The 18873-nt window shown below is 41.9% G+C and carries 11 protein-coding genes, 2 pseudogenes and 2 riboswitches; of the genes and pseudogenes, 8 read left to right on the top strand and 5 right to left on the bottom strand.

Going from position 1 to position 18873, the window contains the following annotated elements; all coding sequences use genetic code 11:
• Nucleotides 1-144 precede the first annotated feature (144 nt).
• Nucleotides 145-741 carry a nitroreductase family protein gene (locus DC077_RS08265; RefSeq protein ID WP_109202020.1) on the top strand — a complete coding sequence of 199 codons (597 nt, stop codon included), beginning with the start codon at nucleotides 145-147 and terminating at the stop codon, nucleotides 739-741.
• 1053 nt (nucleotides 742-1794) lie between these two features.
• Nucleotides 1795-3201: a magnesium transporter gene (mgtE, locus tag DC077_RS08260; protein WP_109202021.1), complete on the top strand. Its 1407-nt coding sequence runs from the start codon at nucleotides 1795-1797 to the stop codon at nucleotides 3199-3201.
• 266 nt (nucleotides 3202-3467) lie between these two features.
• Here mgtE and proP read toward each other — a convergent pair whose 3' ends face one another.
• Nucleotides 3468-4952 (bottom strand): glycine betaine/L-proline transporter ProP, encoded by a 1485-nt coding sequence (proP, locus tag DC077_RS08255; protein ID WP_109202022.1) that lies wholly within the window; start codon nucleotides 4950-4952, stop codon nucleotides 3468-3470.
• A 1225-nt stretch (nucleotides 4953-6177) separates the two neighbouring features.
• Here proP and DC077_RS08250 point away from each other — a divergent pair.
• Complete coding sequence (locus tag DC077_RS08250) at nucleotides 6178-7980, top strand: AIPR family protein (protein WP_109217933.1); 1803 nt, start codon at nucleotides 6178-6180, stop codon at nucleotides 7978-7980.
• Between the two features lie 8 nt (nucleotides 7981-7988).
• Here DC077_RS08250 and DC077_RS08245 read toward each other — a convergent pair.
• Together DC077_RS08245 and DC077_RS08240 are read right to left on the bottom strand one after the other, a co-directional pair.
• A pseudogene (locus DC077_RS08245) lies at nucleotides 7989-10307 on the bottom strand (vitamin B12 dependent-methionine synthase activation domain-containing protein); the annotation flags it as partial.
• A gap of 286 nt (nucleotides 10308-10593) precedes the next feature.
• Nucleotides 10594-11103: a hypothetical protein gene (locus DC077_RS08240; RefSeq protein WP_109202023.1), complete on the bottom strand. Its 510-nt coding sequence runs from the start codon at nucleotides 11101-11103 to the stop codon at nucleotides 10594-10596.
• Between the two features lie 85 nt (nucleotides 11104-11188).
• Nucleotides 11189-11286, bottom strand: a riboswitch (SAM riboswitch).
• A gap of 256 nt (nucleotides 11287-11542) precedes the next feature.
• Nucleotides 11543-11651: riboswitch (SAM riboswitch) on the top strand.
• A 122-nt stretch (nucleotides 11652-11773) separates the two neighbouring features.
• Between DC077_RS08240 and metF the strand changes: the two are divergent.
• Nucleotides 11774-12669, top strand: a pseudogene (metF, locus tag DC077_RS08235) (methylenetetrahydrofolate reductase).
• A 102-nt stretch (nucleotides 12670-12771) separates the two neighbouring features.
• Here metF and DC077_RS08230 read toward each other — a convergent pair.
• Nucleotides 12772-13935 carry an alpha-hydroxy acid oxidase gene (locus tag DC077_RS08230; protein ID WP_109202024.1) on the bottom strand — a complete coding sequence of 388 codons (1164 nt, stop codon included), beginning with the start codon at nucleotides 13933-13935 and terminating at the stop codon, nucleotides 12772-12774.
• A gap of 463 nt (nucleotides 13936-14398) precedes the next feature.
• On the opposite strand from DC077_RS08230, the gene DC077_RS08225 reads away from it, so the two are divergent.
• The 3 genes from DC077_RS08225 (at nucleotide 14399) to DC077_RS10880 (ending at nucleotide 16901) form a co-directional block, all read left to right on the top strand.
• Complete coding sequence (locus DC077_RS08225; RefSeq protein WP_109217932.1) at nucleotides 14399-15412, top strand: isopenicillin N synthase family dioxygenase; 1014 nt, start codon at nucleotides 14399-14401, stop codon at nucleotides 15410-15412.
• A gap of 210 nt (nucleotides 15413-15622) precedes the next feature.
• The gene (locus DC077_RS08220; RefSeq protein WP_109217931.1) at nucleotides 15623-16531 is read left to right on the top strand and encodes a MetQ/NlpA family ABC transporter substrate-binding protein; all 909 of its coding nucleotides are present in this window, start codon (nucleotides 15623-15625) and stop codon (nucleotides 16529-16531) included.
• Between the two features lie 220 nt (nucleotides 16532-16751).
• Nucleotides 16752-16901, top strand: coding sequence for a hypothetical protein (locus tag DC077_RS10880; RefSeq protein WP_157953518.1), 150 nt, complete (start codon nucleotides 16752-16754; stop codon nucleotides 16899-16901).
• 75 nt (nucleotides 16902-16976) lie between these two features.
• Here the strand turns inward: DC077_RS10880 and trhA are convergent, their stop codons facing one another.
• A complete protein-coding gene (gene trhA, locus DC077_RS08215) occupies nucleotides 16977-17597 on the bottom strand; it encodes a PAQR family membrane homeostasis protein TrhA (RefSeq protein WP_109202027.1) in 621 nt (206 codons plus the stop codon).
• A gap of 620 nt (nucleotides 17598-18217) precedes the next feature.
• Between trhA and DC077_RS08210 the strand changes: the two genes are divergently transcribed.
• A complete protein-coding gene (locus tag DC077_RS08210; RefSeq protein ID WP_109202028.1) occupies nucleotides 18218-18871 on the top strand; it encodes a DUF1190 domain-containing protein in 654 nt (217 codons plus the stop codon).
• Nucleotides 18872-18873 lie beyond the last annotated feature (2 nt).

The following is an 18873-nucleotide window of genomic DNA, read 5'->3' as shown; positions in this document are numbered from 1 at the left end:
GTGCTTTATAAATGATCTTTAACATTGTGCCTCAAATGCAAAGTCTATTGAGCAATAGAGTTAAGGATGGTCTAAAAAGCGCGATCATTGAGCTAAAAAGATAACAAAAACAGATCACAATCGATCAATAAAAGGAATTAACTTATGCAAAACTTTACCTCACTTGTTGAAAAACGTCGGACAATCTATCACCTTGGCAACAATCTTCCTCAAACAAAAGAGGAGATTAATCAATTAGTTGAACGTGTGACGAAAGATACGCCTTCTGCTTTTAACTCCCAAAGTTCTCGCGTTGTATTACTACATGATCATGCGCATCAAAAGTTATGGGACATCACGTTAGAGGCATTAAGAGCGATCGTTCCTGCTGATAACTTTGCCGCTACAGAGGCTAAAATTAAGAGCTTTGCTGCCGGTGCAGGAACGATTCTCTACTTTGAAGATCAACAAGTTGTTGAAGATCTTCAAGAGCAGTTCTCAGCTTATGCTGCTAATTTCCCTAAATGGTCTGAACAGGCGCATGGAATTACGGCATATGCGGTTTGGCTTGCTCTGGCAGAAGTCAATATCGGTGCCTCTTTACAGCACTATAATGAGCTGATTGAAGCAGCAGTGAAGGCAGAATGGGATCTTCCTGCAAAATGGGCGCTAAAAGCACAGATGCCTTTTGGCTCTATCGAAACAGAAGCAGATCCTAAAGCCTATATCGATACAGCCGCACGCTTTAAAGTCTTCGGTTAAGCGCCAAAATTAACCACAAAGTATCAACTATGCATGAAAAGGAGGGAATTCCCTCCTTTTTTGTGCTTTCTTACCGGCGGGCATGTGAATGCAATAAGAGCAAATTAGTCAGTTCCCGTGACTCCACTGATTATCTTATTCATTGAAATAAAAAGAGCTGAACGATTGCCGGATCTCACTATCGCGCATCTTCATAGATTACGCGCCGGCAAATATGATCCAATCACCGAAATTGATATAAATCTATCAGCACAAAAGAGATTATTGAGTTGCCAGAGATTACCTCTGCATGCTTCCTAAAATCTCATGCCGGCAAATATCGCTACTATAACGCTATAATTCTCGGCATCATTGATGCCAATCTGCGGGCATGCAAATGTAATAAGAACGAAATAGTCGGTTCCCTTGGCTTCACTGATTATCTTATTCATTGAGATAAAAAGAGCTGAACGATTGCCGGATCTTACTATCGCGCACCTCTATAGATTACGCGCCGGCAAATATGATCTTCAATCACTAGCCATTGTTGTTACTTAAATAGCATTCATCTCGGCATCATTGATGCCAACCTGCGGGCATGCAAATGTAATAAGAACGAAATAGTCGGTTCCCGCGTGCTCCGCAGATTTTCTTATCTATTGAAATCAATAAAAGCTGATCAAGTGCCGGAGATTACTTCTGCATGCTTCCTAAAATCTCATGCCGGCAAGTATCGCTACTATAACGCTATAATTCTCGGCATCATTGATGCCAATCTGCGGGCATGCAAATGTAATAAGAACGAAATAGTCGGTTCCCGCAGCTCCATAAACCCTCTTACCTAGACACTCTCATGATTGAATAAAAAGACCAGTCAAAGTCCCGATTGGAGAAAATCCTAAAAAGAGTCAAATCAATGATAAAATAGGGGAAAGTTTGATAACTTAGCGGGAGTAACCATTCTACACCTCCCGATCGCCTCTATTGAGAATCAGAGAATCGACATCAAACGATAGATTTCGCGCGTTAGCTCTAAGCAATGTTATTCACCCCATTCCAAGGAAGTGATTATTTATGGTGACTTACGAAAGCAACAATCTGTATCAAATCTTACAACCGATTATTGAAGATAATGATCATCAAGCCTTTGAAGCATTGGTCGATACCAGTCAGCCGATCGATATGGCCGATGCCTTAGAGCTCTTCCCGACCGAATTGATTATTCCGCTGATTGAAAAATTACCGGCGGAAAAATTAGCCGAACTCTACCCTCACTTTGAAGAGGAAGAGAAGGTTAAAATCATTCCCCATCTCAATATCGAAACCCTCCAATCGCTCCTTAATCGCCTCCTCTCCGATGAGCAGGTAACGCTCTATCTCACACTGAGTAAAGAGCAACGCGATATCTTGATGCCAACACTCTCAAAAGAGGAACGAGAAGCGATTATTACGCTCTCCTCCTATCCGGAAGAGAGTATCGGTTCGATCGCTTCGGCCGACTATGTTAGCGTTACCGCAGATGGAACGGTCTCCGATATTTGGCATAAAGTTCGCCAAGATGCACAAACTAAAGAAGCGCTTTCCCAAATCTATATTACCGATGAGTATCGCCATCTGATCGGCGTTGTCTCATTACAAGATATCCTCCTCTCTAAAGATAGCGATCTTATTCGCGATATTATGGATACCGATGTTATTCAAGCTAAAGCATCAGAAAATAGCCAAGTAGCGATCGCTCTAATTGAACGTTATGACCTCCCAGCACTTCCTGTTACCGATAATAATGGTCATCTGATCGGGATTGTCACCATTGAAGATGCGATGGAAAAATTACGCGAAACGGCGGCCGGCTCCTTTGCAAAGCTTGGGGGTAACGTGGCAATGAGCGGCCCTGAGCTCGATTATCAATACTCTGGATTTTGGCGAATGTTTCGCGTCCGAGGCTTCTGGCTTGTGATTCTTACCATCTTTGGTGTCTTCACCAGTACTTTTGTTGCCCGGCAAGAGGAGATTCTCTCTGAGGTAATTATTTTAGCCGCCTTCTTGGCACCGATTGTGGATATGGGCGGAAATACCGGAAGCCAATCAGCCACCTTAGTAATTCGATCCATGGCGCTTGGTGATATTCATCTCAAATGGAAAGATCTTTGGTTTATTCTAAAAAAAGAGATCCCTGTCGCCCTTGCTCTCGGGCTGATGGTCGCGCTGGTTGAAGTGGTTCTTGCCTTCTTCTTTAAGAGCGAGATTAGTATCAATGTTCTCATGGTTGTAGGCTTCTCCATGATCACCGTGACCTTTATGGGTGGCCTTTTCGGCATTATGTTGCCCTTTATCGCTAAACGCTTCAATGTTGACCCGGCAACTCTCAGCTCCCCGATGCTCACCTCCATTATGGATTTCCTCGGCGTTGTGATCTATTTCGGCTTCGCCTACTGGTTCCTAAGTGATCTATTAGTAGAAGCGGCAGCGACAGTGGGTTGATCCTCTGTAAATGGCGCTAATCGTTAGAAGAGAAGCAAAGCTATAGATACTTATGAACTCACACTTCTTAATAAATCAATGAATCAATGAATCAATGAATCAATGAATCAATGAATCAATGAATCAAGAAGTGTAGTTCTATAAAATGAACATAAAAAACCCCAAAGAAGAAGTGATCATGCTTCAACTTTGGGGTTTTTATTGGACTTTTATTGAGGTTCTATTTGATGGAGTCTCCCCACATCAAAGCATCAGAAAGTATGAATCTATCCATCGATCTCCGGATGTTGATCGATAAGACGCTCTCGACGCTTCTGCAGTCGCTCAATCTCTTCATCAATACTCTCGATACGACTCTCAATGCGATCATAATGGGCTTGGAGAATCTCTCTAGCTTCGCTACGATCCGATGCAATTGGTGTCTCACCTCGTAATGGTCGATTTGCTGTCTCTTTCATATTGAACGTGAGAATAATCCCCACTAAGGCCGTTACCATTAGATAAAATGCCGGCACATAGAGATTATTCGTTAACTCAATCAACCAAGCCGTTAGGGTGGGTGTAAATCCTGCTACTAAAACAGAGATATTAAACGCCGTTGCCATCGCGCTATAGCGAACCTTCGTAGGGAAAATCGCCGGTAAAATAGAGGCCATCACCCCAGTAAAACAGCTCAACATTAATGCTAGGAAGACTAAACCTAAAAAGATTAATCCCACATTACCGGTATTGATAAGATAAAAGGCGGGAATCGCCCCAATCAACATTCCGACACTACCGATTTTAATAAAGACTTTTCGACCAAAACGGTCACTCAATAGACCAACAATAGGTTGGACAAAGAGAATCCCGATCATAATAGCAATAATGATTAAGACGCCATGGTCCGCACTATAGCCTAAACTAAATGAGAGATAACTCGGCATATAGGTGAGCAACATATAGTAGGTCACGTTAGTTAAAATAACGATCCCCACACTCAATAGAATACTCTTTGTATTATTACGAAGTACGGTTAAGAGAGATTCTTTCTCTACCGGCTTCGCTTCAATACTCTCACTATGCTTTAAGTAGGTAGGCGTCTCATCGAGTGCATGGCGCAGATACATGCCTAAAATTCCTAAAGGTCCGGCAATAAAGAAGGGAATTCTCCAACCCCACTCCTCAAAACGGGCATCTCCTAATAACGTTGTGATCAAGACGACAACACCGGCACCTAGAACAAATCCCGAGATTGAACCAAAATCGAGCCAGCTACTTAAAAATCCACGGCGACTATCGGGAGCATACTCCGCAACAAAGATCGCCGCGCCCGTATATTCGCCACCTACGGAGAAGCCTTGCGCTAATTTAGCAATTAAGAGCAGAATCGGTGCCCAGATACCAATAGTGGCATAGGAGGGGATCAGACCGATGGCAAAGGTACTCACCGACATAATGATAATGGTGATAGCAAGAATCTTCTTTCGCCCAAATTTATCCCCTAAAACCCCGAAGAATACACCACCAATAGGGCGAACTAAGAAGGGAACGGAGAAGGTGGCTAATGATGCCACTAGCTGTACGCCAGGGGAAGCATCTGGAAAGAAGACCTTTCCGAGCACATAGGCTAAGAAGCCGTAGACCCCAAAATCAAACCATTCAATGGCATTACCGAGCGCAGCGGCGGTAATTGCCTTGGTAAATTGATCGTTCTTAACGATCGTAATATCACTCAACTCCATCGGTTGGTGTTTTTTCGTGTTTGTCATAAATCTCCTTATTAGGTAGATATCTGATAATGAACCCACGAATTGCTTCTAAGGTATCGCTCCTCATTAGGGAAGTTCATTCAAATACCTATCTGTTGGAAATATCAGTCGCAAACCCTAAAAAAGCCTCTGATATTATTCAATAAGATTCAATAAAGTTTAAAAACTTGAAAATCTTAATCTGAAAATAGGATAGCGAGGCTCGATTTCTATTTGTAATTAATATTTTCTCTATAATTAGGGCATCTCATTAAAAATATTAATTAGATATAAAATCTCATTGCTGTATAAGCCTCCTCCCTTTAAGGTGCAAGAATGCTCCTTTTCAATGCCTCAAATAGAGCTAACGCTATACCTTCTCCCCCTATTGATCATTTTTTGTGATGAATAAATGAGAAAAACTCCTATTTATGCCTAACTACATCACTTTTAATGATGGTATTAAAAGGGTTGCTGAATTCTCTGCGCAATATTTAGACAAAATTTGCGATCTTAGATCAAAAAAGTTGAGGAGGAAATATTAGGGGCTGTTGAACATTTGAAGTAAAAAAATAGAGAATGATAAAATATAATCGCCAAAAAAATGCTAACGCTCTATTCTTATGCTTCAAACATTACTTAATGACAAGTTTTGGTTGAAACTAAAACCTATTTTTCTAGAAATATCTATTACAAACCTAATTTAAGAAATGTTTTCACCAGAATCTTATATCTTCTAACAACTGGCTATCCATAACAATATTACCAAACTACTTTGAAATACATAATATTGTTTTTAAAGATATTAAATGATGAATCAAGTTGTAAATTAAGATAGTTTATATTCCAAAGTAAAGCTGAAACGAAAAATTCTAACTGCTAAAAAGCCGATGAAAATAGTAGTAAAACTCATTTGATTATAGATACCTGTGAAAACTCACAAGGCAATCGAGGATATATCTTAAAAGACCTTAAAATCAATTTATTGAAAAATGAAATTTATATAAGTATCCATAATAGAAATAAATAATAGTATAAAAATTAATCATGTAAACCAACACATCATAAAAAGCATTTTCACGAAATTAAAGTGCTTCAGAGGCTTAGTAACTCATATTATGAATAAACCAAAAACTAGCTATATCAGTAATGATGCTTTAGCATACGCATAAATTTAATTGAAACCGTATATCGTTAACAATATTCTACATTATTCAATATAATTGACTTACATAGGAAACTAAAAATGTCAAACAAAAAAACAATTTCGCATCCTATAATAAACTCTTATGTCGAAGAATTCAGTAAGCAATATGAAATCGAATCAAATGGAGAAATAGATGCTCATAAAGTCTTTGAAGACTACATAAATAACTTAGTATTGTCTGTCTATTGTAACGATCCAAATGCTTCTTATCTAGACATGGAAACAGGTTCTGCTATTGGGATTGATGGTATAGCAATCTTTGTAGCTGATAAATTAATAACGAGCATCTCAGATGTCGAATATATATTAGATGAAGTAAAAAAATTTGATGTCAGCTTTTATTTCATACAATCAAAAACATCCCCTAAATTTGATCGGCACAGTATTACTGACTTCCTATCATCCATTCGTCGCTTTTTTGATTTTTCTTCGGTGAAATGTAACATACTTGAACTTCAAGAGTTTTGGGAAATTGCAAAATTTATATTCAGCAAAGCAACAAGATTTAAAGGTCAACCCAAACTTAATACCTTTTATATTACCTTATCTGCCAACAACATAGACCTTAAAGATCCTCACCTTTCTCATACAATAGGACAATCCATACAAGATATTAATGATTTAAATTTATTTGAACCTATAAAAAAAATAAATTTTATAGGAATACAAGAAATTATGACTTTAAATTCTAAACTGAATACTGAATTAGAAGTAGTCATCAAAATGGCTAAAACACCACTAGCTTATCCAAAAGACCAAAGCAATAAAGTAAAAAATGGTTACTATGGATTAATTCAATTAACTGAGTTTATTAAAATTCTGACCGAAGATATCGATGGAAACAAGGTATTAAGAAGACATATTTTTGATGATAATATTCGTTATTACCTAGGATCCGATGAAAAAATCGAGGTGAATGCTACGATGAAAGAACAAATCACAGGAGATAGAGCATACCTATTTGGCATGTTAAACAATGGAATTACTGTAATTGCAGACGAAATTAACCTCAGTTCGGAAGAGCTAAGTTTAAAAAACTATCAAATAGTTAATGGTTGCCAAACAAGTAATGTGATTTTTGAAGTATTAAATGATATCCATAATAATTCTGAAGATATTTATTTACCTATTCGATTCATCGCGACTGAAGATGAAGAAACAAAGTCTTCAATAATCAAAGCTACTAATAGTCAAACTACATTAAAACCTGAACAATTAGCGGCCCTAAGTTCTATACAAAAAGCCATTGAGCAATATTATGAAACCAAGAAAAAATCTAATAATTTTGATCTATTCTATGAAAGGAGAACCGAGCAATTTAGAGATGATAATGTTCAGAAAACAAAGATTATAACTATTCCTCTCCAAATCAAATCAACTTCTGCTATGTTCTTAGATTTGCCAGATGAGGTTTCAGGGCAATACGGCAAGGTTGAAAGAAGTACGCGAGGTTCATTATTCCAAGATAATCATCTCGCTTTTCTAAATACCTATTATGTCAGTGGACTTGCTTGGTACAGAGTTGATAGATTCATAAGAACAAATGAAGAAGGTAAAAAAGCAAGAAGAGCACGCTGGCATTTAATGATGCTTTTAAAATATCTGTTATGTGACCATAATTTAATCTATAAAAAAATTGATAGACACTCTGAAGAAGCTAGTAAAAAAATTGAAAAAAAATTACTTGATGAGGAAAAATGCAACTCTTTAATTATGCAGTGTCTTAACATAATTAAAGAGTGCCTAAAAACACATAATATAGACTATGTTCTAGATCGTAAGACTTTTGAAAGAAAAGAAACAACAACTCTGCTCATCCAATACATCAAACAAAAAAAATAAAACTTCTTTTATTCTTCCGGCTCATACCCCAAATTGGGGGCGAGCCACTTTTCTGCCTCTTTCAGATCCCAACCTTTTCGTTTGGCATAATCTTCAACCTGATCTCGACCAATTTTACCCACACCAAAATAGTGCGCTTCAGGATGAGCAAAGTACCAGCCGGACACTGCCGCTTGTGGATACATCGCAAAACTATCGGTGATCTCTAGGCCGATCCGCTGATCGGGGCTGAGAAGTTCCCATAAGGTCGCTTTCTCCGTATGTTCAGGACAAGCTGGGTAACCAGGCGCCGGACGAATACCGCGATACTCCTCACGAATCAATGCCTCATTATCTAGCGCTTCCTCCTTTGCATAGCCCCAATACTCTTTCCGCACCAATTTATGGAGATATTCCGCTAAACTCTCTGCGAAACGATCGGCAAGCGCTTTGAGCATAATCGCACTGTAATCATCATGATCAGCTTCAAATGCCTCAATATAGGGTTCAATGCCGATACCTGCCGTACAGGCAAATGCGCCGATATAATCCTCTTCACCGATAAAATCAGCAAGAGAGCGATTCGGCATCTCATTGGGTCGCTCTGTCTGTTGACGCAGATGATGCAAACGTGCAAGTTCTTCTGTACGAGTATCATCTGTAAATAAAACTGTACTTTCACCTGCATTTTTTGCAGGAAATAGTCCGACAACAGCTTTCGCTGTTAGCCACTTCTCCTCGAGAATTTTTGCCAACATCTTCTCTGCGTCTTGATAGACTTTTGTCGCTTCTTCCCCAATAATTTCATCTTCTAATAATTTTGGGAACTTCCCACGCAATTGCCAGGAAGCGAAAAAGGGGGTCCAATCGATCGTCTCTACAAGATCTTCTAATGGAACTTCAAATTGATAAATTCCCAACTTCGCCGGCTTAACAATGGCATCGAAGGAGAGCTGCATCTTATTATCGACCGCAGCTTTAAAGGGAATCAGCTTAATATCGCGCTGCCGCTCGAGATAGGCAATCCGGCGCTTTTCATAATCTTCCTTCACCTCCTGCATAAATGGCTCACGCAATTCTGGACTAATGAGAGATTGCGCAACTCCAACAGAGCGGGAAGCATCACGCACATGAACAACGGTATGGCTATATTGTGGTGCAATCCGAACTGCCGTATGCGCTAGCGAAGTTGTTGCCCCACCAATCATGATGGGAATATCTAAGCCGCGCCGCTCCATCTCTTTAGCAAAACCCACCATCTCCTCAAGCGAAGGCGTAATTAAACCGGAGAGTCCAATCACATCCACCTGCTCTTCAAGTGCTTTCTCAATAATCGCCGGGGTTGGAACCATCACCCCCATATCGATCACCTCAAAGTTATTACACTGCAACACAACGCCGACAATATTCTTCCCAATATCGTGAACATCCCCTTTGACCGTTGCCATCAAGATTTTGCCATTTGACTGACTCATATCGCCAAACTTTTTCTTCTCTTCCTCAATAAAGGGAATTAAGTAAGCTACCGCACGCTTCATCACCCGCGCTGATTTCACCACCTGTGGCAGAAACATCTTTCCTTCACCAAAGAGATCTCCCACCACATTCATACCGATCATTAAGGGGCCTTCAATCACCTCTATAGGCCGAGAAAAGCTTTGTCGTGCAAGCTCAGTATCCTCTTCGATATAGCTATCAACACCATTGACTAATGCATAGGTTAAACGCTCACCGACCGGCAACTCACGCCATTCAAGATTCTCCTCTTTTCGCGCAGCCCCCTCCCCTTGATACTTCTGTGCAAGCTCTAAAAGACGCTCACTTGCGCCCGGATCTCTGTCGAAGAGAACATCTTCAATCCCATCACGTAGCTCTTGCGGAATATCTTCATAGATCGCAAGTTGCCCTGCATTAACAATACCCATCGATAAACCGCGAGCAATCGCATGGTAGAGAAAGACAGCATGAATCGCCTCTCGGACTAAATTGTTTCCCCTAAAGGAGAAGGAGACATTCGAGATTCCGCCAGAGATATGGACATAGGGTAAATTCTTCCGGATCCATTCTGTTGCTTCAAGGAAATCTAACCCGTAACGATTATGCTCAGAGATACCGGTAGCAATGGCAAAGACGTTGGGGTCGAAGATAATATCTTCTGCCGGGAAATGAATCTCATTGACTAAAATGTCATACGCTTTTGAACAGATCTCAATCCGGCGCGCTAAGTTATCCGCCTGCCCATCTTCATCAAATGCCATCACAACAATAGCTGCGCCATATTTTTTGGCCAATTTTGCATGCGCAATAAATTCCTCAACCCCCTCTTTCATAGAGATTGAGTTCACAATGCTAACTCTTGAGGCGATCTTAACTTGTAGCGCACTTAAAAAAACGCCGCTCTAATCGCCATCTTGAGTCGGTCTAATAATCATTCTGATAGTCGTTCTGATAGAGAGGAAGGAGGAGAAAATAGAATCGACCATCATAGAATCGGCCATAAAAAAGCGCTAACCGCAGACCGAATCTGCCATTAGCACTTCTCTATTAAGATAAGCCTATACGAGATCAACTGCTATAGCGCAACAGATCAAGCGCTATAGCGGATAGAATCTACGGATAGATAGCGATCACACATTAATCAGGAATATCGATCTTTCCAGAGATAACGGGCTTCACAGCCTTACTATCGATAATTAATGTGGGCTGTAATGATGGGTTAGCAGGATAATTTGATCCGCCCCACTTCATCACGACCTGCCCTTTTCCTTTACTATAAACGGAGAGATCAGACCAACCATTTGAACGTGCTTCTAAGACATAAATCGGGGCATTCGCAACGGTCGATTTTGATGCTAATTTGTAACGTCCATCCGCTAAACCTTCAAAGACAAGCAGTGTACAGCCTCCTGTTCCACACCACTCTTCCCCCTCAAGAAGGACTAAACCATCATCGATGCCATCTTGGTTAAGATCAGCATAAGCGACAGCATAGCTCGGCGCAGCCTCATTCGTGAATTTTTTGATGGCTGCCTCTAACTGCGGTGTTGCCACAACCTCTTCTAACTCAATAGAGCTCCCTGCTGTCTGACATCCTGCTAAAAAAAGAGCGGAAAGTGCTACGGTTAATAGACCTTTTTTCATCATAGTGACTCCCTTTGTTGTCCTGAGACTTCTGGTATAAAAAAAGCTCTTCCTGGGTACAAGAAGAGCATCATTAACTGATTAATGCTTCTTATCTGCCAGACTCATCGATCTGTTGGACTTAGCACAAAAAGATTGGTGCTGAGACTTCATTGGGCCAATTCCCTCCATCTCTCTTAATAAGAACTACACTTTTACTATATCACTCAAAATTTACAAATAGCAAAACAAAAACTTAAAATAGTGAAAAAAGAGGGATAAAGAGAGATAAAGAGGGATATAAAACGCCAGGTTTCCACCATAAAATTAAGAAAATATTAAGATCTTGTTAAAAATTTATTAGAAACTTATTGGAAACTTACTTTTAAATTTGCTTTTTATCGATCAATTCCTCTATAGTGATGAGAACACGGTAATAGAAGAAACCATCTTCAATACCAAGATCTTATCAAGAGTGGCGGAGGGAAAGGCCCTGTGATGCCCGGCAACCTGATGAAAATTAAGGTGCCAATTCCTTCGACCTATCTATGGATAGGATCGAAAGATAAGTTTGCGTAATGCCAACACTTGATGAGAAAGAGTGCTGGCTTTTTTTATGCCAGTTCGAAAATGGAAAGACCATTCAGTCACCGAATCACCCCCCAATAACCACTAATCGACAGAGGATAAAAAAATGAGTGCGCAATATGTTGAGCTATTAAACCAGAGCCTTTTTGAACTTCAGAATGATGTCAATGTCTCCTTTGAGTTCTTTCCCCCCAATAGCGAACAGATGGTCACCACTCTTTGGAACTCCATCGAACGGCTTAAGGTCTTAAAACCCCAATTTGTCTCCGTCACCTATGGTGCGAATGCGTCAACACGGGATCGTACCCACCGAGTGATTGAAGATATTGTCCATAAAACGGATCTCACCGCCGTTCCCCATCTCACCTGCGTCGATACATCGGAAGAGGAGCTCAATCAGATCGCCGATAACTATTGGGATCTTGGCATTCGCCATATTTTGGCACTGCGCGGAGATCTCCCTAAGGGTACAGAAAACCCAGGTATCTATGCTGATAGTCTAGTCAAACTACTCAAAAAACGTCACGACTTTGATATCTCGGTAGCCGCCTATCCTGAAATTCACCCGAAGCAAAAAATGCACAGGCTGATCTTCTCCATCTTAAGCGTAAAATCGATGCCGGAGCGAATTTAGCGATTACCCAATTCTTCTTCGATATCGATGCCTTTCTCCGCTTTAGAGATCGTTGCGTTGCCGTAGGAATTGAAGCTGAGATCGTTCCCGGTATTCTCCCTGTCTCTAACTATGAATCATTGATCAAGTTTGCCGGTCCTTTAAATGTCAAAATCCCCTCTTGGCTCCATAAACGTTATGAAGGCTTAGAGAGTGACCCCACAACACGAAGCCTTGTGGGTGCGAGTATCGCCATCGATATGGTGAGATTTCTCCGTAAAGAGGGGATTCAAGACTTCCACTTCTATACCCTCAATCGCTCAGAGCTGACCTATGCCATCTGCCACACCTTGGGATTACGCCCCGATCCGGCAATCGGGGTAGCGTAATCTTAAGCGCTCTTGTTAGTTGCGCTTTACCAGATTGAGACGATTTACGACTCCTGACCGATTGGGTTTCATGTGAAACATTAAAAGAGAGACTACAGAAATTTAACGAAAAGGATCTGGAATCGTGGAAGGAACCAAAATATGGCGACCGACATGATCTACATCGGTTTCACCGCAGAAGGCCATACTGGTCTCAAATTCATTACGGATCAACTCCAATGCTTTTGTGACCCCTTCTTCTCCCATAGCACCTAAACCATAGAGATAAGCACGACCGATCATGCCAGCATTCGCCCCTAATGCAACCGCTTTAAGAAGGTCTTGCCCTGAACGAATACCGCTATCGAGAATAATCTCGGTAGAAGTGCCGGCAAGCGCTTCAACAATCGACGGAAGAACAGCAATGGAGGAGAGCGCACCATCTAATTGGCGGCCACCGTGATTACTCACAACAATCGCATCGGCGCCCACTTGATGAGCGAGCTTGGCATCTTCTGCATCTAAGATACCTTTGAGAATAATTTTGCCGCCCCACATCTCTTTGATCCAGGCGATATCATCCCAATTGAGGGTAGGATCAAATTGCTGATTGGTCCAGGAGGCGAGCGAACTGGGATCATCAATTCCTTCAACATGGCCAACAATATTGCCAAATTGACGTCGTTTCGTCTTCAACATATTCCAGCACCAGCGCTGTTTAGTTAGGAGGTTTAACCAGTTTCGAAGAGTCGGTTTAGGTGGAACAGAGAGACCATTTTTAAGATCCTTATGGCGTTGCCCAATCATCTGCAGATCGAGGGTAATCACTAAGGCATCACACCCTGCTCGTTTTGCACGATCGATAAGGCGCTGCATAAAGTCACGATCACGCATCACATAGAGTTGAAACCAGAAAGGTTCACCCACCTCATTTTTGATATCTTCTAAGGAGGCGATACTCATTGTCGACAATGTGTAGCGAATACCAAATCGAGCAGCAGCTCTTGCGGCAAGAATCTCACCATCAGGATGAACCATGCCCACAAGCCCCGTCGGTGCAATCGACAGTGGCATCGACATCGAAATCCCAAGAAGATTGCGCTCTAATCGGCGATTCTCCATATTACGCGCAACTTTCTGCACTAACTTAATCTTCTGAAAGTCAGATTCATTTGCACGATAGGTCGATTCTGTCCACGAGCCTGAATCGACATAGTCATAAAACATTTTGGGAACACGTCTCTTTGCAAGCACGCGAAGATCTTCGATATTGGTAATCGTTGTCATACTAAAAATTTAACCTCAAAAATAATCTAACAGGAATTCCACAACCACACACAACCATCCTCAATCATATAGTGAACAATGCAACTAAAACGATTGAAAGCAAGCGGGTAAAACCGATAAAACAGGATCAAAACACTATACTGCTCACAAACGAGTGTGACAATTAATGACAATATTATTTGCAATTTATTTGCACTTTATTTGCAATTTGATTCAATACAGTCTATACATATATGCAATGCCGATTTGATAACAGCTTGCGGGCATAACCAGCTAAAGCGTTCCTCTTAAGAGTGATTCTCCTAAAATAGAGATCCTTAAATAGAAACCTTGTAAGAAACCTTGTAGCACGCAGGCAAATCAGATCAAAACAGAACCATCTACCGATGGAATCACAGATCGCTCGCGCTATTTACCGCAATAGCGTCATGCTAAAAACCTGATAATCACAAGGAGAAAATTTATGTCATTAGAGAATCCTCAACTTCCTATTCTCGATTACCACCAATTTCTTGCAGGTGGGCAGGAGAGAGGAGCTTTTTTAGAATCGCTTCGCTATGCCGCTCATGAGATCGGCTTCTTCTATCTTAAAAATCACAATATCCCACAAGAATTGATTGAAAGAGCACAGCGACTCGCCAAAGAATTCTTCGCCCTCCCCTTAGAGGAGAAGTTAGCGATTCATATGTCAAACTCCCCCCATTTTCGGGGTTATACCAACATTCATGATGAGATTACTCGCGAAAAGCCCGATAGTCGTGAGCAATTTGACTTTATGCCGGAGTATGAAGCAATTCCACTCGATAAGATCCCTGAGGATCAACCCTGGTTACGGCTCCAAGGGCCTAATCAATGGCCCGCTTCTCTTCCGGGGTTACGCCCTACCTTTATTGAACTTCAAGAGCGGCAGACAGAATTAGCAAAATCGATGATCTCCGCTTTTGCCCTCGCGTTAGGTCAGGACGAAGCGATCTTTGCGCCCACTTATGCCCATAAACCCTCTGTTCTCTCCAAAGCGATCCACTATCCTGGCATAGGAGGTGAACAAGGTGTCGGCCCCCACAAAGATTCTGGCTATATCACCTTTGTTCAGCAGGAAGATCAAGCGGGATTAGAGGTATTGAAAGATGATGAATGGGTCTTAGCTGAGCCGATCGAAGGGACCTTTGTTGTCAATATTGGTGAGCTCCTCGAGATCGCCTCTCAGGGATATCTTAAAGCGACCCTCCATCGCGTACTGCCCTCCCCTGTTGGGCAAGATCGCTACTCTCTCGCCTACTTTTTAACCTCACAGCTCGATGCCACTGTTCCCCTTTTAACATTGCCAGAAGCATTGCAAGGAAAACGTTTTGCGATTACTCAAGATCCTAAAAATCCGCTCTTTACTCAGATTGGGAAAAATTTCTTAAAGGGACGCTTACGCTCCCACCCTGATGTTGCCGCGCGCTTCTATGCCGATATCTCTATCGATGAATAGCGAGCAATAGAGAAAGAAGAGATCGCTGATAGTGATAGTGATATTAATACCCCTCTTTATAAGCACTATCAGCGCTTAATAAAAAATAGATATTAACTAAGAGAAACTCACTAATAGAGACTCACTCATTACAAAAAATGCCGATTTGGAGAAGCTTGCGGGCACAACAGCTAAGCGAACACCTTCTCGGCTCCGAACTAGGAGAATAAGATGAAATTAAATATAGATACCCTCACTCTCACCACTTCCCCTCTGAAGAGAGGATTAAAACCCTCTTTCTGGCAGACTCTTAAGCGTGGCGCGCAGCTACTACTTTTAGCAACCCCACTTCTTCTTACCGCCTGTTCTGATGATGCCTCAACGGCACAAGCGGGGGAGAATCGAATCAAAATCGGAACCTCTCCCGGCGACTTTGGCGATATCGTTCGTGAGTATCTTGCTCCTGAATTACAGAAATCGGGCTATCAAGTAGAGCTAACAGAGATTACCGATATTATTATCCCTAATGTGAGTGTCGAAGAGGGAGCGCTTCACCTCAATATCTTCCAGCATCAACCCTATATGGAGGAGTTTAATCGTGTTCGTAATGGTCATCTTGCTCCTCTCGTTCAGGTTCCTACCGCACCTTATGGTCTCTACGCTGGGAAGAAGCGCTCGCTCGATGAAATTGAGGTGGGATCTTCCGTGGGGATTCCCTCTAATGTGACCAACTTTTCTCGGGGGCTCTGGATCTTAGAAAATTTAGGCTGGATTGAATTGCGCGATGATATTGCCGATCCTTTCCGTATTGAAAAGCGTGATATCACGAAAAACCCCTATCAATTAGAGATTAAGGAGATTGAAGCAGCACAGATGACTCGTGCGCGAGATGATCTCGACTATGCCATTATCAATGGTAACTTTGCTCTCGATGCCGGCATTCACTTTACCGAAGCGCTCACCATTGAGCCGAGTAAATACTTTGTTAACTGGGTCGTCGTCCACGAGAAGAACCTCAACGCGCCTTGGGCCACAGAGATTGTAGAGATTATCAACTCCAATGGTTTTAAAGCATATAGTCAAGAGCGATTCCCCGGCTATAACCTGCCCTTAGCGTGGGAAGAAGATTCTAATCAATAGGACAACATGATTTAAGCGCATATAAAATAGATCAATCAGCGAAGCGGTGGAGACCCATCGCCTGCTGATGATCATAAAAGTATCGATCATTACTAGCAATTGAGATCACCACTTGCCAGCACGCAATCTATGAAAGTATGCGGCAGTAAGATCCGGCAATCATTCAGCTTCCATTATCTCAATGAATCAAGAAAACTCCTCGATCCGCGGGAGCCAACGATTGCACTCTTTTCACCACTGCATGCCCGCAGATGGGGCTCTCAACTCCAAAACGATATTGTTAAGATTGCCACTTGCCGGCGCGCAATTTGTGGAAGAGCGCAACGGTGATATCCGGCAACTCATCAGCTCCAATTATCTCAATGAATAAGAAAACTCCTCGAGTCGCGGGAGCCAACGATTGCACTCTTTTCACCACTGCATGCCCGTAGATTGATGACTTCGACTACTCAACATAGAAGAGGATACTAAAGTACTGACAGGCACTTCCGCCGATCACAAAAAGGTGCCAAATGCCATGAGCATGCTTCACCTTTTCATCTAACAGAAAGAAGATCACCCCAAGGGTATAAACAACCCCGCCGGCAATTAGCCAGAAAAGCCCTTCTGATGAGAGCGCGAGCGAAAGCGGTTTTGCCGCAATCACTATTAACCAACCCATCACAAGATAGATCGTCAAAGAAAAGACCTGCGTCCGGCGACCAATCAAGATCTCCTGAATAATCCCTATCGCCGCTAATCCCCATGAAACACCAAAAAGAGACCAGCCCCAACCGCCCCCTAATGTCACCAATGTATAAGGGGTATAACTTGCCGCAATTAAGAGATAGATCGCACAATGATCTAAGACCTGAAAGAGCTCCTTTCTTGGCCCCGGCTGAAGAAGATGGTAGATCGTTGAAGTAAGATAGAGTAAAACTAATGCCGCGCCATAGATCGAGACACTCACAATTTTCCATGCATCATTGTAGAGACTTGCATAGACAATAATAAATGACATGCCACCTAGCGCTAATAGGGTTCCGATTAAATGACTATAGATATTAAATTTTTCACCTTGAGGCATCGCTGTAACTCCTTACGCTCATTTGGGGATTCGCTCAAGTTCTTAGTGTAACACTCCTCAACATCCTTTTTCTTTTAAGAAAATAGTTGAGATTGCCTCTTGCCGGCATGAGATTTGTGGAAGCATGCAGAGGTAATTCCCAGCAACTCATCAGCTTTTTTTTTGTTTTAATAATCAGTTCCTAAAAAGATTTATCGAACGGTAAGAACCGACTATTTCATTCTTTTCTCTGATCCATACTTGTCAGCAGGCATCGGTGATACCAGGTCGATATCGATCCTTAAAGTAAGGATATTTGCCGGTGATGGGAAGATCACTATCTGCCGGCGCCTAATCTCTGGAAGAACGCGATGGTAAAGTCCGGCAGCGTTCAGCCCCTTTTTTCTTCTAATAAAATAGTTGGCGAAATAGTTGACGAAATAGTGAGTGATAGAAGATATCCTTCTTTAACTCCCAATATTATTAAAAATCACTATATATCGAGTTATTCCCCATAAAATTGGGTAAAATAGAAACGATATTCAAATAGAGATTGAAATAGTCGATATTGAAATAGATACTGAAATTGAATTCGTATCCATTGATTGAGTGATCTCAATAACCAGATTTTAGGAGCAAAAATGCGTAAACGTACTACAACTGTTAATCTTGATCGATTTCGTAAAAAGCGATCACTTCGCCTCAAACCCCTTGCAGTAATTATCGCCTCTGCGCTCTTCCTCGCCGCTTGTAATGATAATACAGCGCAACAGGAGGAGGTCTCCATGTATCGAAACGTCGAAGAGTGTGTGCGTTACAATCCTGATGCGAAAGCACTTTGTGAAACAACTTTCGCCCAAGCGCAACAGGAAGCGATCGATACCGCTCCCCGCTTTGCAACAAGAGAAGATTGTATCGCTGAGTTTGGCGAAGCCGGCTGCCAAGCTGCACCTTTAAATCAGGAACAAAATAGCGCTCAATCGAGCGGTAGCTTCTGGATGCCATTAATGGCTGGTTTCCTCTTTGGTAAGATGATGGGTGGATTTAATGCCCATAAGCCGCTCTACTCCCCTCAAGCAGGTCCTAATAAAGGGCAATTCTTCGATTCAAGCGGTAAAAATTTTGGCAACGTAAAACCCGGAACAAAGTTTAAAGTCAATCCTACCGATTTAAGACCTGGAAAAGCAGGACAGACCCTACGCCGAGGTGGCTTTGGACAGATGGTCTCCAAACAGAATATGGCGCCGGCAAAATCAGCATCGGGAACAAATACCCGCCGTAGCGTAGGTGGCTAAGC

The organism is Ignatzschineria cameli (assembly GCF_003121895.1).
GTDB classification, from domain to species: domain Bacteria; phylum Pseudomonadota; class Gammaproteobacteria; order Cardiobacteriales; family Wohlfahrtiimonadaceae; genus Ignatzschineria; species Ignatzschineria cameli.
Note: the sequence above shows the minus strand (reverse complement) of the source record. Positions and strands in the feature narration are given on the sequence as shown.

Bases quoted from the DNA above. Each gene is read 5' to 3' on its own strand.
- DC077_RS08265 (WP_109202020.1), top strand. From the start codon at position 145: ATGCAAAACTTTACCTCACTTGTTGAAAAACGTCGGACAATCTATCAC.
- mgtE (WP_109202021.1), top strand. From the start codon at position 1,795: ATGGTGACTTACGAAAGCAACAATCTGTATCAAATCTTACAACCGATT.
- proP (WP_109202022.1), bottom strand. From the start codon at position 4,952: ATGACAAACACGAAAAAACACCAACCGATGGAGTTGAGTGATATTACG.
- DC077_RS08250 (WP_109217933.1), top strand. From the start codon at position 6,178: ATGTCAAACAAAAAAACAATTTCGCATCCTATAATAAACTCTTATGTC.
- DC077_RS08240 (WP_109202023.1), bottom strand. From the start codon at position 11,103: ATGATGAAAAAAGGTCTATTAACCGTAGCACTTTCCGCTCTTTTTTTA.
- DC077_RS08230 (WP_109202024.1), bottom strand. From the start codon at position 13,935: ATGACAACGATTACCAATATCGAAGATCTTCGCGTGCTTGCAAAGAGA.
- DC077_RS08225 (WP_109217932.1), top strand. From the start codon at position 14,399: ATGTCATTAGAGAATCCTCAACTTCCTATTCTCGATTACCACCAATTT.
- DC077_RS08220 (WP_109217931.1), top strand. From the start codon at position 15,623: ATGAAATTAAATATAGATACCCTCACTCTCACCACTTCCCCTCTGAAG.
- trhA (WP_109202027.1), bottom strand. From the start codon at position 17,597: ATGCCTCAAGGTGAAAAATTTAATATCTATAGTCATTTAATCGGAACC.
- DC077_RS08210 (WP_109202028.1), top strand. From the start codon at position 18,218: ATGCGTAAACGTACTACAACTGTTAATCTTGATCGATTTCGTAAAAAG.